Origin of the sequence: Acinetobacter sp. SK-43 (assembly GCF_015351505.1) — a bacterium.
In the GTDB taxonomy this organism is placed as follows: domain Bacteria; phylum Pseudomonadota; class Gammaproteobacteria; order Pseudomonadales; family Moraxellaceae; genus Acinetobacter; species Acinetobacter junii.
Genome location: NZ_JADKPY010000085.1, coordinates 1 through 24,788 on the forward strand (window position 1 = coordinate 1; position 24,788 = coordinate 24,788).

23 protein-coding genes, 3 tRNA genes and 1 pseudogene are annotated in these 24,788 nt (G+C 40.8%); 14 read left to right on the forward strand and 13 right to left on the reverse strand.

Annotation, left to right across the window (positions count from 1 at the left end):
• The 10 genes and pseudogenes from IRT38_RS16820 to IRT38_RS16865 all read left to right on the forward strand — a co-directional run.
• A pseudogene (locus tag IRT38_RS16820) lies at window positions 1-170 on the forward strand (VOC family protein); the annotation flags it as partial.
• Between the two features lie 92 nt (window positions 171-262).
• On the forward strand, window positions 263-1,030 hold the full coding sequence (gene hisIE, locus IRT38_RS16825) for a bifunctional phosphoribosyl-AMP cyclohydrolase/phosphoribosyl-ATP diphosphatase HisIE (protein WP_005403584.1): 768 nt from the start codon (window positions 263-265) through the stop codon (window positions 1,028-1,030).
• 9 nt (window positions 1,031-1,039) lie between these two features.
• Window positions 1,040-2,542: a UvrD-helicase domain-containing protein gene (locus IRT38_RS16830; RefSeq protein ID WP_004916813.1), complete on the forward strand. Its 1,503-nt coding sequence runs from the start codon at window positions 1,040-1,042 to the stop codon at window positions 2,540-2,542.
• 24 nt (window positions 2,543-2,566) lie between these two features.
• Window positions 2,567-3,949, forward strand: coding sequence for an AAA family ATPase (locus IRT38_RS16835; RefSeq protein WP_194598302.1), 1,383 nt, complete (start codon window positions 2,567-2,569; stop codon window positions 3,947-3,949).
• Between the two features lie 252 nt (window positions 3,950-4,201).
• On the forward strand, window positions 4,202-7,045 hold the full coding sequence (locus IRT38_RS16840; RefSeq protein ID WP_194598303.1) for a monovalent cation/H+ antiporter subunit A: 2,844 nt from the start codon (window positions 4,202-4,204) through the stop codon (window positions 7,043-7,045).
• A gap of 1 nt (window position 7,046) precedes the next feature.
• Entirely contained in the window at window positions 7,047-7,415 is a 369-nt protein-coding gene (locus IRT38_RS16845) for a Na+/H+ antiporter subunit C (RefSeq protein ID WP_004876507.1), read from the forward strand.
• Entirely contained in the window at window positions 7,415-9,226 is a 1,812-nt protein-coding gene (locus tag IRT38_RS16850) for a monovalent cation/H+ antiporter subunit D (protein WP_194598304.1), read from the forward strand. Before IRT38_RS16845 ends, IRT38_RS16850 begins: the two co-directional genes overlap by 1 nt.
• 1 nt (window position 9,227) lies before the next feature.
• On the forward strand, window positions 9,228-9,755 hold the full coding sequence (locus tag IRT38_RS16855; RefSeq protein ID WP_099949289.1) for a Na+/H+ antiporter subunit E: 528 nt from the start codon (window positions 9,228-9,230) through the stop codon (window positions 9,753-9,755).
• Window positions 9,752-10,027, forward strand: a complete 276-nt coding sequence (locus tag IRT38_RS16860) for a monovalent cation/H+ antiporter subunit F (RefSeq protein ID WP_151830101.1) — start codon at window positions 9,752-9,754, stop codon at window positions 10,025-10,027. The genes IRT38_RS16855 and IRT38_RS16860 overlap by 4 nt, the downstream gene beginning before the upstream one ends.
• 11 nt (window positions 10,028-10,038) lie before the next feature.
• Window positions 10,039-10,419 (forward strand): Na+/H+ antiporter subunit G, encoded by a 381-nt coding sequence (locus tag IRT38_RS16865; protein WP_004916830.1) that lies wholly within the window; start codon window positions 10,039-10,041, stop codon window positions 10,417-10,419.
• Window positions 10,420-10,483: 64 nt separating this feature from the next.
• Here IRT38_RS16865 and IRT38_RS16870 read toward each other — a convergent pair whose 3' ends face one another.
• The 9 genes from IRT38_RS16870 to tpiA form a co-directional block, all read right to left on the reverse strand.
• Window positions 10,484-10,885 (reverse strand): ribosome-binding factor A, encoded by a 402-nt coding sequence (locus IRT38_RS16870; protein ID WP_194598305.1) that lies wholly within the window; start codon window positions 10,883-10,885, stop codon window positions 10,484-10,486.
• Window positions 10,885-13,599: a translation initiation factor IF-2 gene (gene infB / locus IRT38_RS16875; RefSeq protein ID WP_112987098.1), complete on the reverse strand. Its 2,715-nt coding sequence runs from the start codon at window positions 13,597-13,599 to the stop codon at window positions 10,885-10,887. The genes IRT38_RS16870 and infB overlap by 1 nt, the downstream gene beginning before the upstream one ends.
• A gap of 10 nt (window positions 13,600-13,609) precedes the next feature.
• Window positions 13,610-15,094: a transcription termination factor NusA gene (nusA, locus tag IRT38_RS16880; protein WP_004916840.1), complete on the reverse strand. Its 1,485-nt coding sequence runs from the start codon at window positions 15,092-15,094 to the stop codon at window positions 13,610-13,612.
• A 37-nt stretch (window positions 15,095-15,131) separates the two neighbouring features.
• A complete protein-coding gene (rimP, locus tag IRT38_RS16885; RefSeq protein ID WP_004916844.1) occupies window positions 15,132-15,656 on the reverse strand; it encodes a ribosome maturation factor RimP in 525 nt (174 codons plus the stop codon).
• A gap of 198 nt (window positions 15,657-15,854) precedes the next feature.
• A tRNA-Met gene (locus IRT38_RS16890) sits at window positions 15,855-15,931 on the reverse strand.
• An 85-nt stretch (window positions 15,932-16,016) separates the two neighbouring features.
• Window positions 16,017-16,093: transfer RNA gene (locus tag IRT38_RS16895), tRNA-Met, on the reverse strand.
• A gap of 43 nt (window positions 16,094-16,136) precedes the next feature.
• A tRNA-Leu gene (locus tag IRT38_RS16900) sits at window positions 16,137-16,221 on the reverse strand.
• Window positions 16,222-16,278: 57 nt separating this feature from the next.
• A complete protein-coding gene (gene secG / locus IRT38_RS16905) occupies window positions 16,279-16,608 on the reverse strand; it encodes a preprotein translocase subunit SecG (protein WP_004916847.1) in 330 nt (109 codons plus the stop codon).
• Between the two features lie 12 nt (window positions 16,609-16,620).
• Complete coding sequence (gene tpiA, locus IRT38_RS16910) at window positions 16,621-17,412, reverse strand: triose-phosphate isomerase (RefSeq protein ID WP_194598306.1); 792 nt, start codon at window positions 17,410-17,412, stop codon at window positions 16,621-16,623.
• Between the two features lie 345 nt (window positions 17,413-17,757).
• Between tpiA and pilB the strand changes: the two genes are divergently transcribed.
• Genes pilB through coaE form a run of 4 tightly spaced genes read left to right on the forward strand, consistent with a single transcriptional unit; the run spans window position 17,758 to window position 22,194 of the window.
• On the forward strand, window positions 17,758-19,482 hold the full coding sequence (gene pilB / locus IRT38_RS16915) for a type IV-A pilus assembly ATPase PilB (protein WP_194598307.1): 1,725 nt from the start codon (window positions 17,758-17,760) through the stop codon (window positions 19,480-19,482).
• A gap of 24 nt (window positions 19,483-19,506) precedes the next feature.
• A complete protein-coding gene (locus tag IRT38_RS16920) occupies window positions 19,507-20,733 on the forward strand; it encodes a type II secretion system F family protein (protein WP_194598308.1) in 1,227 nt (408 codons plus the stop codon).
• The gene (locus tag IRT38_RS16925) at window positions 20,733-21,593 is read left to right on the forward strand and encodes a prepilin peptidase (protein WP_194598309.1); all 861 of its coding nucleotides are present in this window, start codon (window positions 20,733-20,735) and stop codon (window positions 21,591-21,593) included. The genes IRT38_RS16920 and IRT38_RS16925 overlap by 1 nt, the downstream gene beginning before the upstream one ends.
• A gap of 1 nt (window position 21,594) precedes the next feature.
• Complete coding sequence (gene coaE / locus IRT38_RS16930) at window positions 21,595-22,194, forward strand: dephospho-CoA kinase (protein ID WP_194598310.1); 600 nt, start codon at window positions 21,595-21,597, stop codon at window positions 22,192-22,194.
• Here coaE and IRT38_RS16935 read toward each other — a convergent pair.
• The 4 genes from IRT38_RS16935 to IRT38_RS16950 all read right to left on the reverse strand — a co-directional run bounded on the left by IRT38_RS16935 (window position 22,191) and on the right by IRT38_RS16950 (window position 24,589).
• A complete protein-coding gene (locus tag IRT38_RS16935) occupies window positions 22,191-23,102 on the reverse strand; it encodes a DMT family transporter (RefSeq protein WP_125298856.1) in 912 nt (303 codons plus the stop codon). The genes coaE and IRT38_RS16935 overlap by 4 nt on opposite strands.
• A 30-nt stretch (window positions 23,103-23,132) precedes the next feature.
• On the reverse strand, window positions 23,133-23,882 hold the full coding sequence (gene rlmB / locus IRT38_RS16940; RefSeq protein WP_004916859.1) for a 23S rRNA (guanosine(2251)-2'-O)-methyltransferase RlmB: 750 nt from the start codon (window positions 23,880-23,882) through the stop codon (window positions 23,133-23,135).
• A gap of 189 nt (window positions 23,883-24,071) precedes the next feature.
• Window positions 24,072-24,398, reverse strand: a complete 327-nt coding sequence (locus IRT38_RS16945) for a pyrimidine/purine nucleoside phosphorylase (protein ID WP_004958605.1) — start codon at window positions 24,396-24,398, stop codon at window positions 24,072-24,074.
• 35 nt (window positions 24,399-24,433) lie between these two features.
• Window positions 24,434-24,589, reverse strand: a complete 156-nt coding sequence (locus tag IRT38_RS16950; protein WP_194598311.1) for a hypothetical protein — start codon at window positions 24,587-24,589, stop codon at window positions 24,434-24,436.
• Window positions 24,590-24,788 lie beyond the last annotated feature (199 nt).

Here is a 24,788-nt window from a genome sequence, read left to right on the forward strand (position 1 = left end):
TATGTTTTATTGCGGAAACACCGCTCCATGAAGTGATTGCGCACCTTCAGGCACAGCACATTAAAATCATTGAAGGTCCAATCGAAAGAACAGGTGCGATGGGAAAAATCCTTTCGATTTATTTTCGTGATCCAGATCAGAACTTGATTGAAATCTCAAACTATCTTTAAAGCCTGATCCATGACTTTTTACCCAACAAGCATAGCCAACCTAAGCCACAAACGCTACACTAACGGCTTTCCACTCAATGGATTTTTCACTCATGTCAAACTGGTTAGATGAAGTTAAATTTGATTCCAATGGTCTTGTTCCAGCCATTGCCCAACATCATCAAACTGGTCGAGTGTTAATGGTTGCATGGATGAACCGTGAAGCATTACAACTGACGGCTGAAAAGAATCAAGCGGTGTATTACTCACGTTCACGTCAAAAATTGTGGCACAAAGGCGAAGAATCTGGACACTTCCAAACAGTGTATGAAATCCGTCTAGATTGCGATGCTGACGTTATTATTCTACAAATTGAACAACATGGTGGTATTGCTTGTCATACAGGTCGTGAATCTTGTTTCTATCGCAAACTGACCCCTCAAGGTTGGGAGATTGTAGATGCCCAGCTGAAAGATCCAACGGCGATTTATGGTGTATCAGCGAAAGTAGAAACTCACGAGCATAACCACAGTGAACAAGTCGATGTACTTGCGTATTTAGGTCGCTTGATGCAAGAGCGTAAAAATGCTGCCGCAGATAGTTCTTATATTGCAAGTCTATACAAAAAAGGCATCAATAAAATTCTAGAGAAAGTCGGTGAAGAAAGTGTTGAAAGCATTATTGCAGCCAAAGATTATGCCGCACTAGCCTCTCTCGAAAACAAACATGACCTCATTTATGAAGTTGCCGATTTATGGTTCCACAGTATTGTCATGTTGGGCTATTTCGATCTTGATCCGCAAGAAGTTTTAGATGAACTTGCTCGCCGTCAAGGTCTATCTGGTTTGGTTGAAAAAGCAAATCGTAGCAAAGAAGCGTAATTAGAGCCTGTGTCAAATCACGAGAAACCCAAAGCTACCTACGAGCAAGCGATTGCCATAGATAATGCTCGTTTAGGACAATCATTTAAAGTGATTGCGTATGCTGGCACAGGTAAAACCACGACATTACAAATGATCAGTGATGCCATGCCTGAACGGCGTGGTATGTATTTGGCATTTAACAAAGCCATCGCATCTGAAGCGCAAAATAAATTTCATGGCAATGTGAATTGCAGAACCTTTCACTCCCTTGCCTTTCGCAGCGTTCCTCGTGGCGTGACTGATAAATTACGCTTACCACGTTTAAGCCCAAGTTTTATCGCTAAAGAATATCGTCTTGAGCCGATTACATTACGTCGCCTTATGGGGGGACGTTATGAAAAATATGTACTCATGCCTAGTCGACTTGCAAGTTTAGTGGCAAATGCGGTCAGTTATTTTTGCTCGACAAGTTCGCAATATCCTGCGCCTCGTCACATTCAAGCACCTAGCTGGTTGCACCAAGATGATATTGAGTCGTTACAACAACACCTTTACCCTGCAGTAGAAAGACGTTGGTTAGAATCGATTGATCCAAATCATCAAGCAGGTATTGGGCATGACATTTATTTGAAATTATGGGCTTTATCAGAACCCAATATTCCAACAGATTATGTCTTGTTTGATGAAGCACAAGATGCAGATCCTCTGATGCTTGGCATATTACTTCGTCAAAAAAGTACCCAAGTGATTTATGTTGGTGATGCACATCAGCAGATTTATGCATGGCGTGGCGCAGTCAATGCAATGCAGCAAATGCCCTTACATGAAAGTCGCTTGACGACTTCATTCCGTTTTGGTGATGCGATTGCTGATGTAGCAAACTCCATACTAGGTGCGTTGAATGAAACTGTCCCTTTACTCGGCAATCCAAATGTTAAGTCCAATGTCGTCAACAAACCGCATACCAAAATGCGCGATGCGATTTTATGTCGGACGAATGCACGAGCGATGGAGTTATTACTTTCAGGTTTAGTCCATGGCGATAAAGTCAGCTTACAAGCTGATCACCAAAAACTGAGTCGTTTTGTTGATGCTGCCAGTTTACTCAAACAAGGTAAACGCATCACCGATGTACCAGAGCTTGCTTGGTTTAACTCATGGCATGATGTACATGAATACTGTGAAACGAATGATGGCAGTGATATCAAACCCTTAGTGAAACTAGTTGATGATCATGGGACTGAGCCACTCAAACGCGCTTTAGCTAAAATCACCCCGATTGAACAAGCTGATTATGTCATTTCAACCGCTCATAAAGCTAAAGGCTTAGAGTGGAATCGCGTACACATCGAAGATGACTATCAATTTAAAATAAATGGCTTGGAACATAAAATTACAGATGAAGAGCTGAGATTACTTTACGTTGCGTGTACACGTGCTAAAGTAAGTCTAAATATTCATCATCTATATGACTTAATACAACAATTAAAACGATGCGCTCCCTCAACTCTTCGCCAGTCCGCAGGATAAAGCGCTCAGGATTGAGGTGAGCTTATGCAACTCGAGTCGGTTCAATTTAAACATGTCGGAATGTTCCGAGATTTAACTGTTGAATTTCACCCTGCAAAACGCCCAATTACCTTAATCCTTGGTGATCAGGCGACAGGCAAAACCACAGTTTTAAAAAATATTTACCAAGCCCTGACTTGGTTTTCAGCACGTTTCAAAGATATTCGAACCGCAGGCGTAGTGATCTCTGATCAAGATATTATGCTGACTCGACTTCAAGCAAAAGTTCAAGTCAACATTAGGATCAGTTCTGAGTTAAATGGTGCTCTTGCTGAAAGTAGTTCTGCTCTAGAAACAGATACGTATAGTTGCTCATGGAAATTATTTAAAACATTTAATAGTCAAGGCGTTGGTATCAGTCAGGTTGAAACTCAACAACTAGATCAAGTGGTGAATCTTTATCAGAAAACCAGCCTGCAAGATCCTTTGTTCGGCTTACCCCTGATTGCCTACTATCCTGCTGAACGCTTCGTCCAAGAAGTCAATCTACAAAGCAAAAATGTTCCAGGTATTTTGCAAGAAATTGCGGCATATGATTTAACAGCACTTCCCTACACAACCTTTGCACGTTTTTTTGAATGGTTACGAGAAATCAGTGACGTGGAAAATGCGCACTCTGCTCATATTGTTCGACGCTTAATGGGGAATGATTTCAAACAACAAAATCAGTCTGAAATTTTACAGCAGCTTCAACAAGAACTTGCCAATCATCCCAAACAACTATCTGCACCAAACTTATATGCTCTGAAAAAAAGTCTACATACAGTTTTCCCAGAAGTTACTGATTTATTTATACAATATGTACCAAAACTGCAATTGATGGTGCGCTACAAAGAGCAACTCATTCCATTTCAACAATTATCAGCCTCCCTCAAAACATGGATCGCACTGATCGGTGATGTGACACGTCGCTTATGTTTGCTTAACCAACATTGCTTCGATCCATGCTTAGAAGGTGATGGGATTTTATTAATTGATCAGGTTGATCATCAACTTGATCAAAACTTCTCAGCAGAAATTCTACAGCGACTACATCTTGCATTCCCTAGACTACAAATCATCGTAACAGGTAACCGAGATGAGCTTTTAGAACATGCGCTTGATTATCAATGTTTACGTTTGGATGCCAACGAAATCTACGAAATCAATCTTGCACAATCTCAAAACCAACTCTCGCAACTTTATAATCAACTGGTATGGAGTGAAGGAACTAACGTTGCTCATACGCATAATTTGTTAGAAACAGAAACCCTTGTAAGTAAAGTGGATGAGTTATTTCATCAAATACAGGAACTTAATCCACAAGAAAAAACTGATTTATTCAATCTGTTAAAAATAGATGATACCCCTCAAGAGACTTCACTTTAATTGATTGTTTTGGTGAACGATTTTTGGCTTTTGAGTTGCTAGAATGTTGTTACTTCATGTAATACCATCGGGTTTTTGTTGATGTTTTATAGTAAGATAAAACTCATTTTTTATTTTCAAGTTGTGCAATACAACTTGCTGCCTCCGTTAACTTGATTGGGTTTCGAGATTTGAAACTTTGGCAATCTCTTTGAATGCCTGTGAATCTTGGAAGAAAATTCACCCTTAGGTCCTTTGATCTAAATCATCGACATGGATACCAGTGTGCTACCGATTATTATCTTATTACCGCTTATACTCGGCACCACCCTTGTCTCACAGCTGCAACGTTTTTCACGTGGTGTGACGGCACTAGGGGCGATAGGCATTAGCCTGAGTTGTTTTTTATTACTGCTAACTCAAGCAGAAACGGTTCTTCAGGGCACACCGCTCGTACAAAGCTGGGACTGGCTTCCGCAATTTGGGATCAATCTAAGCTTTCGTTTAGATGCTTTAGGTTTATTGTTTAGTTTACTGATTAGCGGTATCGGTACGCTTATTTATATTTATGCCTATTATTATTTAAGTCCTAAAAACTCGTTAGCTAAACTGTATCAACTTTTGATGTTGTTCATGGCAGCGATGCTCGGGATTTCACTCTCAAACAACTTGATGATCCTTTTAGTTTTTTGGGAGCTTACCAGTATTTCATCATTTCTTTTAGTGGGTTACTGGAGTCAGTACGATGCTGCTCAACGTGGCGCACGTATGGCACTCACCATTACAGGGATGGGTGGATTAGCGATGCTAGGCGGATTTGTTCTTTTGGGGCAAATTACAGGGACCTATCAAATCGATCAACTGGTGTTGATGAAAAATGAAATTCAACAACATGCCTTATTCGTTCCGACACTATTATTAATTTTATTAGGTGCATTTACCAAAAGTGCCCAGTTTCCATTCCACTTTTGGTTACCAAATGCGATGGCTGCACCAACGCCTGTTTCTGCATATCTACATTCAGCGACTATGGTAAAAGCAGGTATTTTTCTACTTGCTCGTTTAGCACCTATTTTTATTGGTGCTGCGCTTTATCACAATATCGTAACTTTTGTTGGTCTGTTTACCTTGTGTATGGCAGCAGGTTTTGCGATTTTCAAAGAAGATCTCAAAGGTTTATTGGCTTATTCAACAATTAGTCATTTAGGTTTAATTGTTTGTTTACTTGGTATTGGTTCTCCTCTTGCTCTAGCAGCCGCAATCTTCCATATCATTAACCATGCCACCTTCAAAGCTGCATTGTTTATGCTAGCTGGCATTATTGATCATGAAAGCGGCACACGAGATTTACGCAAGCTTAGTGGTCTTTGGCAGTTATTACCATTCACTGGCACATTAACTATGATCACAGCTGCCTCAATGGCAGGTGTTCCACTGACCAATGGTTTTATTTCCAAAGAAATGTTCTTTACCGAATTGCTCGCTAATTTGTCAGGACCCGTGATGGTCATTTCAGCTATCGTTGCAACTTTGGCAGGCATATTTGCAGTCAGTTACTCGATTCGTCTAGTTCACGGGGTGTTTTTCGACGGCGAGCTTGGGAATCAAGTCTCGAATAAAGATGCGCATGAACCACCTTTAGGTATGCGTTTACCTGCAATTTTTCTTGCGACTTTATGTATTTTAGTCGGTATTTTCCCTGCCCTTCTTGCAGGTACGATGGTCAACAGCGTGACACGTGCTAGTCTCATGCAACCAAATTTTGAAGGTACACATCTCGCGATTTGGCACGGCATCAATGCTCCATTGCTAATGAGTGTGGTTGCATTAATTGGCGGTGCAATTTTCTATTTTAGCCTCGCCAAAGATGGTCGCATTCGTAAAATCGATTTAGATCCGTATTTAGGCAAGTTTCAAGGAAAGATTTTATTCGAGTTATTCCTTAAACATTTATTATTGAATAGCCGCAAACTTAAGCAAAAAACTGAAAATGGTTCATTACAAAGCTATTTGCTCTGGATCGTTTTGTTCAGCATCATCATGGTCGCCTTACCTTTGTTCAATCAAGGCTTAACCACTGGTACTAGAGAACTTACACATGCACCTTGGATCGCAATCGTTCTTTGGCTTACTCTATTCTCAGCATGTTGGATGATGCTGTGGTTCCATCATGAACGTATCAAGGCAGTGTTAATCAGCGGAGCCGTTGGTTTAGTCGTGACTATGGTTTTCGTGACTTTATCTGCTCCAGATCTTGCATTAACTCAGATCACAGTTGATGTTGTCACCACTGTATTGCTTCTCATGAGCCTATCATTACTTCCGCAATTAACACCATACGAATCAAGTCGTCCTCGTCGTTGGCGTGATGCAAGCTTGGCAATTGCTGGAGGTTTTGGCATCGGTTGGATTACATGGTTAATCCTAACCAGAGACCATAATTCTATCTCTTGGTTCTTCTTGCAACAGTCAATTCCATTAGGCGGTGGCTCAAATGTTGTCAACGTGATCCTAGTTGATTTCCGTGGTTTCGATACTTTTGGGGAAATTGCAGTACTTGGTATTGCTGCAATCGGCGCCCTATGTCTAATGGATGGTATGCGTGCTCATGGTACGACCATGACGCAAGGTCTTAGCTATCGTTTTAATCCGTCACCGTTAATGTTACGTATTACTGCTTCGTGGGTACTTCCTCTTGCATTAGTGGTTAGTGTTTATATTTTCTTGCGTGGTCATAACTATCCTGGTGGTGGCTTTATTGCAGGATTGATTACTTCGATGGCATTGATTATTCAATATATCGTTTTAGGTCAAGATCAGGCAGAGCAAATGATCAAAGCTAAATCTGGTCGCCTTTATGAGATATGGATTGGTTCTGGACTCACGATTGCAGGTTTAACTGGGATTGCCGCGTGGTACTGGGCACGTCCATTCTTGACCAGTGCTCATATTTATGTTGAGCCTCCGCTTCTAGGCAAAATGCATTTAGCTTCTGCGGCTGCATTTGATTTAGGCGTATACATCACTGTTGTGGGTGCCACGATGCTGTTAATTTCAGTTTTAGGTGACTCTCGCCACTCAAGTATGTCGGGTCCAATCCCAAGTGGAGATAAATAAAATGGTAAGTATTGAATTTTTACTCGCATCGGGAATTGGATTACTAACTGCAACAGGCATTTATTTGATTTTGCGTGCAAGGACATTTCCTGTCGTTCTTGGACTTGCCATGATTGGTTATGCAGTGAATTTATTTTTATTTGCAATGGGCCGCTTACAAGTCAACGCGCCTGCTATTTTAACTGAAGCAACCAAAGTAACCGACCCACTTCCTCAAGCATTAGTTTTGACAGCAATTGTAATTGGTTTTGCAACAACCGCATTTATTGTGCAATTGGCGTTACGCAGTCGTTATGAGTCTGGTACGGATCATGTTGACTCCAAAGAGGAACCAACCTTGACATATGACCCACGCGAGGATGAGCCATAATGTTCAATTTTTCAAATTTTTGGCTAAGTCACGCTCCAATTTTTAGTATTTTAATTCCTGCATTTACAAGTTTCCTTCTATTAATTTTAGGAAATCCTGGTTCTGGTTCTTTAAAACAAGATTGGCGTCAACCATGGCGACGGAGTATTAGTTTAGGTTCAATCACTTTGGGGCTGATTACTGCAGTGAGCTATTTACTGTTAGCGAGCACAGGTCAGATAACGGTTTATCAACTCAGTGAGTGGTCTGCACCTTTTGGTATTGTTTTAGTCTTAGATCGACTTTCAGCTTTCATGCTGGTATTAACTTATGGTTTGGCGCTCCCTATACTTTGGTATGCCAGTGATAATTGGGATACTCGTGGTCGCTATTTCCATGCAATGTTCCACTTCCTACTCATGGGATTATCTGGTGCATTCTTAACAGGTGACTTGTTCAACCTATTCGTATTTTTTGAAATCTTGTTGATGGCATCGTACGTATTATTACTGCATGGTCAAGGTCGTCCTCGCTTTCAACTTGGCGTTCATTACGTCACGATTAATTTACTTGCCTCGGCGCTTTTCCTCATCGGTTTAGGCATGATCTATGGAAGTGTCGGTAGTTTAAACATGGCTGATGTCAGCCGTCTTGTCCCTACCCTAGACAATGATCAGCACAAACTCGCGATTGCTGGTGGTTTTTTGTTATTCGTTGTCTTTGGTATCAAAGCCGCAATGTTGCCCGTGGGTTTTTGGCTACCGAAAACATATGCTGTAGCGAGCACGCCTGTTGCAGCGATTTTCACAATCATGACCAAAGTAGGTATCTATGCCATATTACGTGTCAATGGAACGGTATTCGATGATGCGATGGCAAAAGACATCTTAAAGCATGTCTTACTGGTTATTGGATTAATGACATCTCTATATGGTGTAATTGGTGCGCTTGGAGCAGATCGCTTACGTCGTTTTGTTGGGTTTATGGTGCTATCGTCAATTGGAACATTACTGATTGCGATCGCTATGCTAAACACCCAAGCTTGGGCAGCAGGTCTTTATTATTTAGTGCATAGTACATTAATCGCTGCAGCATTTTATCTATTCTGTGGCTGGATGACTTCACAACGTGGCGAGTTTAAAGATCATTTAAAAATCGCACCAAAAATAAAGCAAGAAAAAGCAGCTGCATTTACCTATTTCACCATCGCACTTATGATGGCTGGATTACCTCCGTTTAGCGGTTTTTTAGGTAAAGTCTTTATTCTTCAAGCAACAGCTGAAACAGCTTATCAAGGTTGGATTATTGCTGTGATTCTAGTTGTCAGCTTACTGAGTATCATCGCATTAACACGTGTAGGTTTTATTCTGTTCTGGCGAGCGACCTCACCTGAAGACAATCCTGATGAAGCAGCATTTGCTACTTATCAAGATTTACCTGAAAAAGCACCTAATCGTAATGACACCGTGATTTATGTCATTTTATTCGGCTTGATGAGTTATGTCGTTTTTGCTGCCCCAGTACAAAATTATATGACTGCGACTGCACAGCAAATTCAAAATCATGCACTTTATAATGAAGCAATATTAAAACTTGATGATCAAGGTCGCCCTATTAGCGTACAACCTTATGATCCTAGCTATTTGCCAGAAACGAAATATGGTGGTGAAGTAAAAGATCACAATGCCCTGTTGATTCCAAATGTGATTTCTAAACCAACATTGCAAGGTGAGCACATTTCGGAATACAAACAACGTCAGATTGCAGAACAAACACTTGAAGCACCAACAATTCCAAATGCCAGTCAATTAAAACCGATGGAGGAACACTAACATGCAAAAAATCGCTTTGCTTGATCGGTGGTTTCCACACCCATTTGTTTCATTTATGGTATTTCTCAGTTGGTTAATGTTGTCAGGAAGCGTTGAACTATCAACATTATTTCTAGCTACCTTGTTAGCCATTATTATTCCACGATTAGTACGCCCTTTCATCGCACGCACACCACATATACATTGGATACCTGCTATCAAATTATTCTTTGTTGTGTTTTGGGATATCGTGATTTCAAACTTTCGTGTTGCACGGATGGTGCTTGGACCAATAGATCACTTACAACCTAAATGGTATCGAGTACCGCTTGAAACGGAACATGAAGAAGTTAATACATTACTTGCGATGATCATCACCACAACACCAGGTACAGTTTCAGCAGGTATTGATCAAGAGCGAGGTGATATTCTAGTTCATGCACTCAGTTCAGATAATGCAGAACTTGATATTCAAGAAATCAAAAATAGATATGAAACACCTTTATTGGAGATTTTTAATGTCAAGCCAATGCAAGGAGTAGAACAATGACAATCTTGCCTTATGCTCTTGGTATTTGCTTAGTTGCGATTACGATCTCTATGTTTCTTTGCCTAATTCGCTTAATCATAGGACCATCAGTGATTGATCGATTATTGGCGTTGGATACGCTTTTCCTGAACGCGACTTGTCTGATTATCGTTTTAGGTGTGTATTGGGTCAGCACGAATGTCTTTGAAGGCGCACTACTGGTTGCCATGTTGGGCTTTGTGTCAACTGCGGCTCTTGCTCGTTACTTTACAACGGGTCATGTGATCGATTAAGGAGATATATCATGCAATTTGTTTTTGAAATAATTATTTCCTTCTTTTTGATTTTTGGTGCATTTTTTATGCTGGTGGGTTCCATCGGCATGATTCGTTTACCTGATTTATTTATGCGCCTACACGCACCCACAAAATCAAGCACACTAGGTTTAGGTAGTTTCTTAATTGCTGCGATGATCTTTGGTGCAACTCAAGGAAAGTTTGGCTTTGCAGAATTACTTATCACTCTATTCATCTTTATCACAGCGCCAGTTTCAGCCAATTTGATGGCACAAGCTGCGATACATTTACGATTACGTTCTATGAGTGGTGATGTGCCAGAAGCATTAAATCGTCCTCTACCGTGGCAACGTTATCGTCGTACAGCAAATAAAGAAGATCAAAACTAAACCTTGTGATTTAAACAATATATTCTCATCGTAAAAAAGCCACCCGAAGGTGGCTTTTTTAAATTTATTCTTTATCCTCTTGCCTTTGTTCAGGCAGATCCTTGACAGCTTCCGCGATCAAACCAAACATGTAGTTACCGTATGCATTGGTTTTATCATAATGGAAACGCAATCTAGGGGTAATACGTGTCTTAATACGACGACTTAGCTCATGACGCAGAAAACCAGATGCTTTATTTAACACATCTAAAGTTTCTTTATTTGCTGCTTCACTTTGCTCATCACCAAGCTCACGCCCCATCACGGTTACATAAACTTCAGCATATCCTAAGTCAGCACTGACTTTGACCGCAGAGATGGTCACTAGACCACCTAAGCGTGGATCTTTAAGCTCCTGACGGATCAACTCTGACAACTCACGTTGTACTGAATCCGCCATGCGCTTTAAGCGTTGGCTACCCGCCATTAAAGACTCCGTTTAACCAATTGAACATCATAAACTTCGATTTTATCAAGTTCTTTGATGTCGTTATAACCTTTAACCGCAAGACCACATTCCATACCAGCACGAACTTCTTCTACTACATCTTTATAACGACGTAATGACTCAAGCTCACCTTGGAATACAACCACATCATCACGTAAGACGCGGATTGGTTTGTTACGGTGGATTACACCTTCCATTACCATACAGCCTGCAGCAGCACCAAACTTACTTGAACGGAACACTTCACGAACTTGAGCAACACCCAAGATTGTTTCACGATGTTCAGGAGCAAGTTTACCGCTCATTGCTGCTTTCACGTCATCAATTAATTGATAGATAACGCTGTAGTAACGAATGTCGATACCATCTTGGTCAGATTTTTGACGCGCTGTGTTATCTGCACGAACGTTAAAGCCTAATAATACAGCTTCTGAAGATTCTGCAAGAGTAACGTCAGATTCTGTAATCGCACCAACACCTGAACCAATTACACGTACTTTCACTTCATCAGTAGATAACTCATCAAGTGCAACATGTAATGCTTCTAAAGTACCGCGTACATCAGTCTTAAGTACAACATTCACAGTCGGAACATCTTTCTTACCCATAGACGCCATGATGTTTTCAAGACGCATAGAGCTTGCACGTTCAAGACGTTTTTGACGTTCACGATCTGCACGAGCATCAGCAACTTCACGTGCTTTCTTCTCGTCATTTACGACTAGAACTTCATCACCCGCCATCGGTGCTTCAGGTAAACCTAAAATTTCAACTGGAATTGATGGTCCAGCCGAAGTAATACGTTGACCATTCTCATCTGACATCGCACGTACGCGACCATAAGATGAACCAGCCAATACAAGATCACCAATATTCAAAGTACCGTTTTGTACTAGGATAGAAGTAACTGCACCACGACCTTTATCAACACGCGCTTCAATTACTACACCTTGTGCCGCGCCTTCTGCTGAAGCTTTAAGCTCCATCAATTCTGCTTGGATCAAGATAAGGTCAAGTAAGCTATCGATACCAGCACCTGAATGCGCAGATACTTTCGCAACTGGAACATCACCGCCCCATTCTTCAGGCACGATACCTTTTGTAGTCAACTCATTAAGTACACGGTCAACGTCAGCTGATTCTTTATCCATCTTGTTGATTGCAACAATGATCGGCGTACCCGCTGCACGAGCATGATCAATCGCTTCCGCTGTTTGTGGCATTACACCATCATCAGCAGCAACTACTAGTACTACGATATCTGTTGCTTTCGCACCACGAGCTCGCATAGACGTAAACGCTGCGTGTCCAGGTGTATCTAGGAAAGTAATAATACCTTTCTCAGTTTCAACATGGTAAGCACCAATGTGCTGAGTGATACCACCCGCCTCACCAGCTGCCACTTTAGAGCGACGAATACGATCTAATAATGACGTTTTACCATGGTCAACGTGACCCATAATTGTTACAACAGGTGGACGAGTTGTTTGCTCACCACGTGCTTCTTCAGCAGCTTCAAGTAAGTTGTCTTCTGCTTGAGTATCAGAAACTAGTACTGGATTATGACCTAATTCTTCAACGACCAGTACAGCTGTATCTTGATCGATTGCTTGGTTCTGAGTAACTAACTCACCCATTTTCATGAGTGTTTTGATTACTTCACGGACTTTAACTGCCATTTTTTGAGCAAGATCAGCAACAATGATTTTCTCACCGATCTCAACATCATAAATCTGCTTCTTAACAGGTTTTTCAAAACCATGTTTATTCGCTTGGCTCGTTTTCAAACCACGCTTGTGATGGCTCTTACTGAAACTTTGCTCTGCTTGAGCATCGCCACCACGACCGCTTTTCTTACCAGCACGCGGATTTGCAGTTGCACCACCACGTTTGATTTCACGGTCTTCTTTGTTGAATGAATCTTCATATGCTTGACCAACAAGACCAGCAGCTAAAGGAGAGTCATCAATCACGCGAATCGTAGTCGTAGCATCATCATTTGAATATTTTGATGCCATTTTACGCATTTGCTCAAGTGTACGCTGTTGTGCTTCTTCAGCAGCTTTACGACGTACAGCTTCTTCAGTAGCTTTTAACTGAGCCGCTTGAGCTTCACGAGCTTTTTTCTGTTCTGGCGTTTCTGTTGGCTTAACAACAGGTGCTTTAATAATCTTGTCGCTGTTACGTTTTTTAACGACAACAGCTGTTTTAGCTGGTGCTTGTGTTGAACTGTCAGAAGTATGCTCTGCACGCATTGCTTCTAAAGTTGCATTAGCTTTTTGCTCAGCACTATCACGGGCTTTCTGTTCAGCTTCAACACGTGTTTTTTGTTCAACACGTACTTTCTGATCAGCTTCAGCTCGCGCTTTTACTTCTGCTGCAAGTAACTCAGGGCTCGGTTTCGCAAATACTTGTTTTTTGCGCACTTCAACATTAATGTTTTTAGCTTTACCCGATGTACTTGTTACTTTAGCAGTACTCGTTGTTTTACGTTTCAACGCAATTTTTCCTGTGTTACCACTTTCCTGACCGTGTACTTTTTTCAAATAATTGACCAAAGTATCTTGCTGTTCAGTGGTAATGATGTCATCTGCTTTACGCTGTGGTAGACCTGCATCGCGAACCTGCTCTAGGAGTTTCTCTACAGGACGTTCTACGCTGAGCGCTAACTCTTGAATCGACTTGTCCGTCATCTATTATCTCCTAATTAAACCATGATTCACGTGCTTTCATAATTAACTGACCTGCTTTGTCATGACCTAAACCTTCGATATCTGAGATATCGTCAGTCGCTTGGTCAGCCAAATCATCAATCGTAATCACACCACGCGCCGCCAATGCATATGCAATCTCAGTCGTCATACCTTCCATACCGAGAAGTTCTGCACTTGGCTCTTGAATATTTTCTTGCTGTTTTAACGCATCCGTCAATGCAGCTTCTTTCGCACGACTTTGTAACAATTCAACTAAATCAGCCTCAAGCTCGATTTCATCAAATGTTTCAGCTGGGACATAAGCAATTTCTTCTAATGAAGTAAAGCCCATCTCAACCAATGCCATTGCTAAATCTTCATCAATATCAAGACGAGAAACAAACATATCGAGATATTGTTGAGCTTCATTTTGCTGACGAGCACGATACTCTTCTTCTAACATCATGTCGAGTTTATAACCCGTCAATTCAGATGCCAAACGAACATTTTGCCCTTGTGAACCAATCGCACGCGCCAATTGATCATTTGTCGCAAAAATGATGTCTGCACTGCGTGCATCTTCATCTAATACGATACCAGATACATCTGCTGGCTCTAAAGCACTTGCGATATATTGTGCTGGATCATCAGACCACACCACAACATCGATACGCTCGCCATTTAACTCTTGTTGTACTGCTTGGATACGTGTGCCACGCATACCAATACAAGCACCAACAGGATCAATACGGTGATCGTTAGTTTTCACTGCAATTTTAGCACGAACGCCTGGTTGACGTGCTGCTGCTTTAATCTCAATGATTTCTTCTGAAATTTCAGGAATTTCTTTTTTCATCAATGCAATTAGCATCTCTGGACGTGAGCGAGACAACAAAAGTTGTGCGCCACGACCTTCACGATTCACGCTATATAAAATTGCATTGATACGTTGCTTAGGACGCAAAATTTCTTTATGGATCGTTTCTTCACGCGCCAAATAAGCTTCTGCGTTGTCGCCCAGATCAATGATAAAGCCATCTTTCGTTTGCTTTTTCACTTCACCGTAAATCAACTCGCCGACTTTCGATTCATAAGCATCAGCAACCAATGCACGCTCAGCTTCACGAATCTTTTGTACAATCACTTGTTTTGCGATCTGTGCAGCAATACGACCAAACTCGATTGACTCAACTTCAAGTTCGCGCACATCACCAATCGACCATTTCGATGGATCTACATCTGAAATTGCATCTTGGCAAGCTGGCATTTCATGATCTTCGTCCGCAACAACAGTCCATTGACGGAAAGTACGGTAATCACCTGTTTTACGATCAATCTCAACGCGAAGTTGAGCTTCTTCTGAATGTGTACCTTCGTAAAACTTTTTCTTCGTTGCTGCAACAAGGGCTTGCTCTAACGCTTGGAAGATCGCTTCACGACTAACACCTTTTTCATTACTAACCGTTTCTGCAACGGTAAGAATTTCGCGGCCCATAAGTCACCTACCGATTTCTTATAAAATTAAGTTAATATTAGTCTTGATAGATTAAATTTGCTTTATCAATGTTATTGCTATCAATTTCAAGCACGTGTTTACCTTCTACTTCAACTTGGATCAGTTCATTTTCCAAATCTACAGAAAGCAATTTCGCCTGAAACTTACGACGGTTTTCGACGGCAGCAATCAAGCGCAAAGCCACTTGTTGTCCAATATATGCTGGTAATTGATTTAATTGGAAAAATGGTCGATCCCAACCAGGTGATGATACTTCAAGAGCATATTCACCAGAAATAGGATCATGAACATCAAGCATTGCACCCACTTGTTGTGTAACGAGCACACAATCTTGAACGCCAATACCACGCCCTTGTTCTAATTCACCATCTTCATTCAGAATAGGTTCTGCGTTCTCATCGACAGGTTTATCGATATAAATACGTAATAAAGAACGCTTTCCTTGTGGAAGGAATTCAATCCCCCACAGATCTACACCACACGCAGCTACAGCTGGCGCGATAAGATCATGCAATGCTTGAGATTTATTTGATAATTTCATTTACTCTCGTCGCTCTCATGCGAGCCAATCAATCTTAACCGTATAGTGAAGCACGACTATTTGACCAATTGATGTCGAACACTACACGATAGCTAAACAACCAATAAAAAAGGGCGTAAATCGCCCCTATGTTACACAGAAAAGCATTGCCCACTGTGCAAAAAGGCCCACCTTATTGTGAGCCTCTTTTAAGAAACTTGGTAGCGGGAGCTGGATTTGAACCAACGACCTTCGGGTTATGAGCCCGACGAGCTACCAGACTGCTCCATCCCGCATCAACGTGCAAAAATTATATACAAATATGAAAAAAAGTCAATTCAAGTTTTCATACTTGCTTGATTAAGTTGCACCTTAATCAAATGGTAGCGGGAGCTGGATTTGAACCAACGACCTTCGGGTTATGAGCCCGACGAGCTACCAGACTGCTCCATCCCGCATCAACAAAACACTGCATACACCAAACTTACTGGTTATTAAGTTTGGTGCGGAAGGGGGGACTTGAACCCCCACGCCCGAAAGCACTACCACCTCAAGGTAGCGTGTCTACCAATTCCACCACCACCGCAGCTTTGTGGGACGCATTCTATTCGTTTAAAGCGAAAAAGAAAAGTCCTAAATCAACTTATTCAGTTGTTTTTGGCGCGTTTGATGAAGTTTCAGACGATGAGGCAGGAGCTGTTGTCGTCGTTTGAACTGATTTAAGCGTATATGCATCTGTCGTTTGTTTTTTAGCAAACACAGCCAAGGTCAAACTAGTTACAAAAAATAATGCAGTAAAAATAGCAGTTAAACGGGTCAAGAAGTTACCTGCACCCGAAGCACCAAATACTGTGGCAGCACCGCCACCACCAAAAGATGCGCCAGCTTCAGCACCCTTACCTTGTTGTACAAGAACCAGAGCAATAATCAAAATTGCCAAAATGATATGTACAACGAGTATAAAACTATACATTTCTATTCCTCGTTATTTGCTTTGAGCAAAAGCTTTTGCGATTTGGAAGAAGGATTGCGCATTGAGTGATGCACCACCAACAAGAGCGCCATTAATATCTGGACATGCAGCTAATTCAACAGCATTCTCAGCTTTCACACTTCCGCCATACAAAATAGCAATATTTGCTCCGAAAGGTGTGATTTGTTTTAAACCTTCACGAATTTTTGCATGCATCATTTGCGCATCAGCAGGAGAAGCAGTCTTTCCAGTGCCAATCGCCCAAATCGGCTCATAAGCGACCACAATATGCTGCCATTGATCAGGCTTCACAATCGCTGCGATATCACAAATTTGTTGTAATACAACTTGTTCAGCAGCGCCCTGCTCGCGCTGCTCTAAACTTTCACCAACACAATAAATCACAGTCAATCCTGCATTTAAAGCATTGTTGAGTTTAGCCTTGATGATTTCTACATTATCACCGAATAACTCTCGACGCTCAGAATGTCCAATCAGTACAAATTCGATTTGACTATCTTTTAGCAATTCAGCACTGACCTCGCCTGTATATGCCCCTGTGCCAGCAATTTTGGAAACGTCCTGAGCGACCGTATAGATTGTTCGATTAAATTCAGCTAAATGTGCTTGTATATTTGTAAGCGCAATCGATATTGGAGAAACACCAATATGACATGCCGCTTGAGAAATAGGTTCCTGTTGTAGTAACAGTTTAAATTCTTCTACTAATTTTAAAGCGTCAGCATGCATTGGATTCATTTTCCAATTGCCAACAACCCAAGGGGTAATGGTCGAATTCGACATACTCCGCCAACCTACGAATAAATTCTAAAAAATGCTGCATATTTTACACAGTTTTTTAGAAAATTCAGTTTTTTTATATCGTTTGAATTTAAAGCAGTGACTATGGGATGAAAAAGAGTATTATCAGTTTAACCAAAGTGGATTTGGTTGGCTGAGACATTTATTTATTCAAAACATCATAACTACAAGTTTATGATAAAAATAAATTTGCAAAAGATTCGATCAGTTCAAAGTTTTAAAGCTTAATCAAGTCAAAAACGACACTTTCAATGGTAGTAATTTTACGTAACGAAAGTATAATTTTGATATATAGCTATTATAACCATATTGTCATAAGGCGGACAGATGTCAGGAATACATACGTCTCCAAAATTTTCGGGGTTTATTCGACGCATAGTCGATGATGGTCACATTGCTGCATCAAATATGCAGAGTGCGATTGATGCTGCAAAAAAAGCACAACAAGATATTGTTGCTCACTTAATTGAACATCATCGTCTATCACCTCTGACAATTGCGGAAAGCATCTCTTTAGAGTTTGGTGAGCCACTCTTTGATCTTGCTGTATTTGATACAGCTCTATTACCTCGTGAAATAACTGACAGCAAACTGATTCAAAAACATCGTGTTGTTCCACTCATTCAACGTGGTCAGATTTTGTATGTTGCGACCAGTAACCCGACGAATATTGATGCATTAGACGCAATCAGGTTCAATACCAAATTAAATATCGAACCTGTGATTGTTGAGCACAATAAACTCGAAAAACTGATTGATCAGCAATTTGGAGATAGCGGCAGTTTTGATTTTGGGGAAAATGACGACTTTGACTTAGATAATGTTGATGTTGCATCGACTGATACAAACAACACGACTGAGGATGATGATACAAACCATCAAGATGAATCACCTATCGTCAAATATATCAACAAGTTATTGATTGATGCGATTCGCATGGGAGCCTCTGACTTACATTTTGAACCTTATGAAAAAATGTATCGCGTGCGTTATCGTGTGGATGGTGTACTCAGACAAATTGCAAACCCACCACTACAACTCGCAACTCGTTTAGCGTCTCGTTTAAAAGTCATGTCTCAAATGGACATTTCTGAGAAGCGTATGCCTCAAGATGGTCGCATCAAACTTAAACTATCTAAGACTAAAGCGATTGATTTTCGTGTTAACTCACTTCCAACTTTATTTGGAGAGAAACTGGTTCTTCGTATTTTAGATCCTTCAAGCGCAATGTTAGGTATTGAAGCATTAGGCTATGAGGATGAACAAAAAGAACTCTTTATGAGTGCATTAGAAAAGCCTCAGGGTATGCTTCTGATTACAGGTCCAACAGGCTCAGGGAAAACTGTATCGTTGTATACAGGTTTAAATATCTTAAATACAGAAGATACCAATATTTCGACCGCAGAAGATCCCGTCGAAATTAACTTAGAAGGTATTAACCAAGTTAACGTCAACCCTAAAACAGGTTTAACTTTCTCAGCAGCATTAAAAGCATTTTTACGTCAAGATCCTGATGTCATCATGGTCGGTGAGATTCGTGATCTCGAAACAGCTGAAATTGCAATTAAGGCAGCTCAAACAGGTCACATGGTGATGTCAACCCTACATACCAACAGCGCTCCTGAAACACTCACACGACTACGCAATATGGGGGTTCCCTCTTTCAATATTGCAACCTCGGTTAATCTAGTGATTGCTCAACGTTTAGCCCGCCGCCTATGCTCGGAATGCAAACAACCTATCGAGATTCCTAAGCAAAGCCTTTTAGAAATGGGCTTCACTGAACAAGATTTAGCCAACCCTGACTTTCAAATTTTTCAACCTGTCGGCTGCGATGCTTGTCGTGAAGGATATAAAGGGCGTGTCGGTATTTATGAAGTAATGAAAGTGACACCCGAGATTTCCAAGATTATTATGGAAGATGGAAATGCACTACAAATTGCAGCAGCATCTGAAAAGGCTGGTTTCAATAATCTACGCCGTTCTGGTTTAAAAAAGGTAATGCAAGGGATCACCTCTTTGCAAGAAGTTAACCGAGTAACAAGTGAATAAAATCAATAAAAAGGATTAATGGTCATGGCAGCGAAAAAAGCGCAAATGATGCCTACTTTTGCCTATGAAGGGGTCGATCGTACAGGGGCAAAAATTAAAGGGGAACTTCCAGCACGTAATATGGCTTTAGCAAAAGTCACCTTACGTAAACAAGGTGTGACAATTAAAAATATTCGAGAAAAACGTAAAAACATTCTCGAAGGTTTTATGAAGAAAAAAGTAACGACCTTAGATATTACGGTTTTCACACGCCAATTAGCTACAATGATGAAAGCGGGTGTACCCTTGGTACAAGGTTTCGAGATAGTTGCTGAAGGCTTGGAAAACCCATCCATGCGTGAGGTTGTCCTGGGATTAAAAAGCGAGGTTGAAGGTGGTAATACTTTCGCTGGTGCTTTAAAAAAATATCCTCAATATTTCGATACCTTATTTTGTTCACTGGTTGAATCAGGTGAACAATCTGGCGCGCTTGAGACCATGCTAGATCGTGTCGCTGTATATAAGGAAAAAAGTGAGTTACTCAAACAAAAAATTAAAAAAGCAATGAAGTACCCGATTACAGTGATTGTAGTTGCTGTGATCGTTACAATTATTTTGATGGTTAAAGTAGTCCCCGTTTTCCAAGACCTATTTAGTTCATTTGGTGCAGACTTACCTGCATTTACCAAAATGGTTGTCGGCATGTCCGAATGGATGCAAAAGTATTGGTTCATTCTAATTATCGTTATTGGTGCAATTATTGCGGCATTCCTAGAAGCTAAAAAACGCAGTAAAAAATTTAGAGATGGCTTAGATAAACTTGCTTTAAGACTGCCAATCTTTGGTGATCTCGTATACAAAGCAATTATTGCTCGTTACAGTCGTACACTAGCAACGACATTTGCGGCGGGCGTGCCATTAATTGATGCGCTTACATCTACAGCAGGTGCAACCAATAATGTTGTTTATGAAGAAGCTGTACTTAAGATTAGAGAAGATGTTGCGACTGGACAACAACTTCAATTTGCTATGCGTGTTTCAAACCGCTTCCCTGCTATGGCAATTCAGATGGTCGCAATTGGTGAAGAGTCAGGTGCACTTGATTCGATGTTAGATAAAGTCGCGACACACTATGAAAATGAGGTCGACAACGCAGTCGATGGTCTGACTTCGATGATGGAACCTCTTATTATGGCAATACTTGGTGTGTTAGTGGGTGGTCTCGTTATTGCCATGTATCTACCAATCTTCCAAATGGGTTCTGTAGTGTAATGCAATCTTTTTTCCTTTACTTTTTAGAAAATCCAACTGCACTTTACCTTGCAGTTGGATTAATCAGCCTGTGCATCGGCAGTTTTTTAAATGTTGTGATCTTTCGCACTCCAAAAATGATGGAGCAAGAATGGCATCAAGAATGCCAAATGCTTTTACACCCTGAACAACCGATCATAGATCAGAGCAAGTTAACATTAAGTCAGCCAGTTTCTACCTGCCCTAAGTGTCAAACGCCAATTAAATGGTTCCAAAACATCCCCCTTATTAGTTGGTTAGCGCTACGTGGTAAATGTGGCACTTGCAAAAATCCAATTAGCATTCGTTACCCGTTGATTGAACTACTTACTATGATCTGTTCATTGATCGTTGTAGCAGTATTCGGTGCAACAATTCAGATGCTGTTCGGCTTAATTCTAACGTGGACACTTATTGCACTCACTTTTATTGATTTTGATACACAATTACTACCTGATCGATTTACGCTACCTTTAGCAGCATTAGGTCTAGGTATTAATACTTTTGCAATCTATACAACGGCTAGTGCTGCGATCTGGGGCTATTTAATCGGTTTTCTATGTCTTTGGATTGTGTATTACCTATTTAAAATCATCACCGGCAAAGAAGGCATGGGCTATGGAGATTTTAAACTGCTTGCCGCCCTTGGTGCATGGATGGGTCCGATGATGTTACCCCTCATCGTATTACTCTCTTCTATGGTAGGTGCAATTATTGGTATTATGCTGATGAAAATGCGCGGTGAAAATCAACCTTTTGCATTTGGTCCTTATATTGCAATTGCTGGTTGGATTGCCTTTCTATGGGGTGAGCAAATCATGAAAGTGTATCTTGGGGGTTAATATGACATTTATCTTGGGGATTACGGGTGGTATTGGGAGTGGTAAATCTGCTGCAACCCAATGGTTTGAGTCCCAAGGTATTGTTGTAATAGATGCAGATATTGTTGCTCGAGAAGTCGTAGCACCAAATCAACCTGCTTTAAAAGAAATACACCGTGCTTTTGGAGATTGGGTTCTATTAGAAGATGGAACTTTAAATCGTCGAGCCTTGAGAGAACATATCTTCAGCCATCCTGAAGCACGTATGACATTAGAAAAAATCACACATCCCGCTATTCGCCAATCTATCATTCAACAATTACAACAAGCTGAAAGCCCCTATGTCATTTTAGTCTCACCGCTTTTGTTTGAAACTAATCAACATGAACTCGTTCATCATACTTTATTGATCGATGCAAGTGAGCACGTTCAATTGGAACGCGCAAGTCAACGAGATGGGCAAAGTGAAGAGCAAATTCGTCATATTATTGAAGCACAAATGTCTCGCTCTGAAAAGCAACGTTTGGCAAATGACATTGTGGTAAATGATGGGTTACTAGAACATCTACACCAACAATTAAAACCATTACATCTCAGTTATCTGCAACGCGCTGAATATTAATTTTTGTTTTGTTGTTCGAGCTGAGCCTCTAAGGTGTCTTTTTGAAACCATCGCCACGGTTGAAGTGCACCAATCGCCATTCCAATCAAACCACTGATAATGGCGAGATTGATTGGTTCATCTAACAATGGAACAGCGACAACAGCTGCTATAAATGGTGCTAAAGTTACAATACTTCCCGTTTTAAATGCGCCTAATCTTTGAATAGCTGCAACATAAGTCAAAGTCGCAACGATCACCACCAACACACCATGAAAAAGCCCTTGGATCAAGAGGTGAAGAGGTTCTGCATCTTGAAAATGTTTTGGAATAAATAAAATATAGATTGGTAGATAGATGATCGCAGACCAAATTACTACACCCGCTGTTGAATGCCAAGCAGATAGCTTCCATTGCTTTAGGAGAACGGTAAAAATACCCCACCACACCGCACTAATAAACAGCAACAGATCCCCCCAACCCAATACAGCACTTTGATCATGCAGCATTAAATAACTCATGACTAATAATGCACTCATCATAATTGCAATACTGAACCACGTATGTTTATCAAAAGGCTGTCTAAATAATAAATATGCAGCAATAGCAGTACACAAAGGGATACAACCATTTAAAAAAATAGCAGCATGTGCAGCTGGGGCATGCAGAAAAGCGGTATATACGGTAAAACAATAGCCTAGACCGCCGATCAGTGCCAAAATCAAAGGGCGTGGATGCCATAAAAAGGCAAAATCTTTTTTATAAATTAAAACAGGCACTAAAATAACAGAAGCAATTGCAAAGCGCATCGCAACCAAATCCCACATACTGACATGCCAATGCGCATTAAGTCGGGAAAAAATAGTAAATCCGCCCCATATACACATCGTGATCAGGACAAAAAGATAACCTTGCGAGCGAACTGTCATTTTTCAATTTTGAATAGAGCGTAACGATGATTATACAGTAGTACGCTGTCGACATGCCTCATAAAGTGCCATACCTGTTGCAACACTTACATTTAAACTCTGCAAATCACCTGCCATTGGGATAAACACTGTTTGATCACATTGCGATTGGGTAATTGGTCGAAGTCCTGTGTCTTCAGCGCCCATCACTATCACAACCGAACCACTAAAATCACATTGCTGAATAGGCAAAGCCTTCTCATCAAGCATTGTACCAATCACACGAGTATGAGTAGTCTCTTTTAAATGCGCTAAGGTACGAGCAAGATTAGTGACCTGAATAAACTTAACCTTTTCTGCACCACCTGCTGCAACTTTACGTGCTGTTGGCGTCAAACTTGCTGAACGATCTCTAGGTACGATGACTGCTTGAACTCCCATTGCGGCTGCAGTTCTGATGCAAGCACCTAAATTATGTGGATCAGTCACTTGATCAAGTGCCAACAATAACGCATCGGGATGCTGCTGCATTAATTGATCTAAATCTTTTTCATTAAGCGTTGGATGAGGACGTACAGCAGCAACAACCCCTTGGTGGAATGGCATTCCTGCTAGTTTTTCCAGACTGTCACGGCTTGCCTTTTGCACACTAATCCCGAAAGGTTCCGCAAGTGCTAAGATTTTTTGTAAACGCTGATCATCTCGACCTTTAAGCGTAAACAATGTGAGTACTCGCTCAGGCTCCAATTCTAATAATGACTCCACGGAATGAACGCCATAATAATATTCAGGTTTTGCCATGAGCGACCTCTTTTCTGCATTCCCACTTAAAGCAGGATATTTGGGGGGATTTTGAAAATAAAAAATCCTGTAAATGACTTTACAGGTGAGGAGCGAATAGCTCCGCAAGGGAATTTAATAAAAAAATCCTGTAAATGACTTTACAGGATTTTCTTCAGATATAGTGTACTCGATTTATGAAGGAAAAGGTTAACCTTCTAAATGACACACATAATCAAGTACTTCATCTGCTTCAATATGGAATACACTGTTTCCAGGGACATAGAATGACTGCCCCGCACGGAATAATTCACTTTCTGTACTATCTGCAATTTTTACACGACACTCACCAGAAATAATTTCCATACGCTCTGGGACGTGTGTTTCAAAAGTCAAAGGTTGTTCAGTAGGTAAAATAACGCCTAAAGTTTTTTTTGTACCATCTTCAAATTGTACTGTATGGCTAATACATGCCCCGCCAAAATACACATTCGATTTCTTAATGACCGTTACATGATCAAACTGCACTGAACTCATGCGTACTCTCCAAATTCTGCCGCATTTATATTAGGTTATGCTGGACGTAGTTTAATTGTGCCTTTACAACTAATCAATCCATTTTCTGGCGTAAATACAGCAATTTTCATACCTGAACGAGGAAAAAACAAAGCGAAGCTTTGTCCGAGTGCTAGACGAGTAGTTATGTTACGAGTGGCGAAAAAGCACAAAGTGTAACTTTGCCTGAGTGCAAGGCGAACAGCTATGCCAAATAAAGAAAAACTAGCAAAGGAACTTTTGCCCAATCACAAGGCAAACAACCATGTTACCAGTGGACAGAATGATCTTCGTTAATTTTGCCAAGCACAAAGTAATTTGCACCGCGATGAATAATGAATATTAAGAAAATCAAACTTCAATATATGATAT

Bases quoted from the DNA above. Each gene is read 5' to 3' on its own strand.
- hisIE (WP_005403584.1), top strand. From the start codon at position 263: ATGTCAAACTGGTTAGATGAAGTTAAATTTGATTCCAATGGTCTTGTT.
- IRT38_RS16835 (WP_194598302.1), top strand. From the start codon at position 2,567: ATGCAACTCGAGTCGGTTCAATTTAAACATGTCGGAATGTTCCGAGAT.
- IRT38_RS16840 (WP_194598303.1), top strand. From the start codon at position 4,202: ATGGATACCAGTGTGCTACCGATTATTATCTTATTACCGCTTATACTC.
- IRT38_RS16845 (WP_004876507.1), top strand. From the start codon at position 7,047: ATGGTAAGTATTGAATTTTTACTCGCATCGGGAATTGGATTACTAACT.
- IRT38_RS16850 (WP_194598304.1), top strand. From the start codon at position 7,415: ATGTTCAATTTTTCAAATTTTTGGCTAAGTCACGCTCCAATTTTTAGT.
- IRT38_RS16855 (WP_099949289.1), top strand. From the start codon at position 9,228: ATGCAAAAAATCGCTTTGCTTGATCGGTGGTTTCCACACCCATTTGTT.
- IRT38_RS16860 (WP_151830101.1), top strand. From the start codon at position 9,752: ATGACAATCTTGCCTTATGCTCTTGGTATTTGCTTAGTTGCGATTACG.
- IRT38_RS16865 (WP_004916830.1), top strand. From the start codon at position 10,039: ATGCAATTTGTTTTTGAAATAATTATTTCCTTCTTTTTGATTTTTGGT.
- IRT38_RS16870 (WP_194598305.1), bottom strand. From the start codon at position 10,885: ATGGCGGGTAGCCAACGCTTAAAGCGCATGGCGGATTCAGTACAACGT.
- infB (WP_112987098.1), bottom strand. From the start codon at position 13,599: ATGACGGACAAGTCGATTCAAGAGTTAGCGCTCAGCGTAGAACGTCCT.
- nusA (WP_004916840.1), bottom strand. From the start codon at position 15,094: ATGGGCCGCGAAATTCTTACCGTTGCAGAAACGGTTAGTAATGAAAAA.
- rimP (WP_004916844.1), bottom strand. From the start codon at position 15,656: ATGAAATTATCAAATAAATCTCAAGCATTGCATGATCTTATCGCGCCA.
- secG (WP_004916847.1), bottom strand. From the start codon at position 16,608: ATGTATAGTTTTATACTCGTTGTACATATCATTTTGGCAATTTTGATT.
- tpiA (WP_194598306.1), bottom strand. From the start codon at position 17,412: ATGTCGAATTCGACCATTACCCCTTGGGTTGTTGGCAATTGGAAAATG.
- pilB (WP_194598307.1), top strand. From the start codon at position 17,758: ATGTCAGGAATACATACGTCTCCAAAATTTTCGGGGTTTATTCGACGC.
- IRT38_RS16920 (WP_194598308.1), top strand. From the start codon at position 19,507: ATGGCAGCGAAAAAAGCGCAAATGATGCCTACTTTTGCCTATGAAGGG.
- IRT38_RS16925 (WP_194598309.1), top strand. From the start codon at position 20,733: ATGCAATCTTTTTTCCTTTACTTTTTAGAAAATCCAACTGCACTTTAC.
- coaE (WP_194598310.1), top strand. From the start codon at position 21,595: ATGACATTTATCTTGGGGATTACGGGTGGTATTGGGAGTGGTAAATCT.
- IRT38_RS16935 (WP_125298856.1), bottom strand. From the start codon at position 23,102: ATGACAGTTCGCTCGCAAGGTTATCTTTTTGTCCTGATCACGATGTGT.
- rlmB (WP_004916859.1), bottom strand. From the start codon at position 23,882: ATGGCAAAACCTGAATATTATTATGGCGTTCATTCCGTGGAGTCATTA.
- IRT38_RS16945 (WP_004958605.1), bottom strand. From the start codon at position 24,398: ATGAGTTCAGTGCAGTTTGATCATGTAACGGTCATTAAGAAATCGAAT.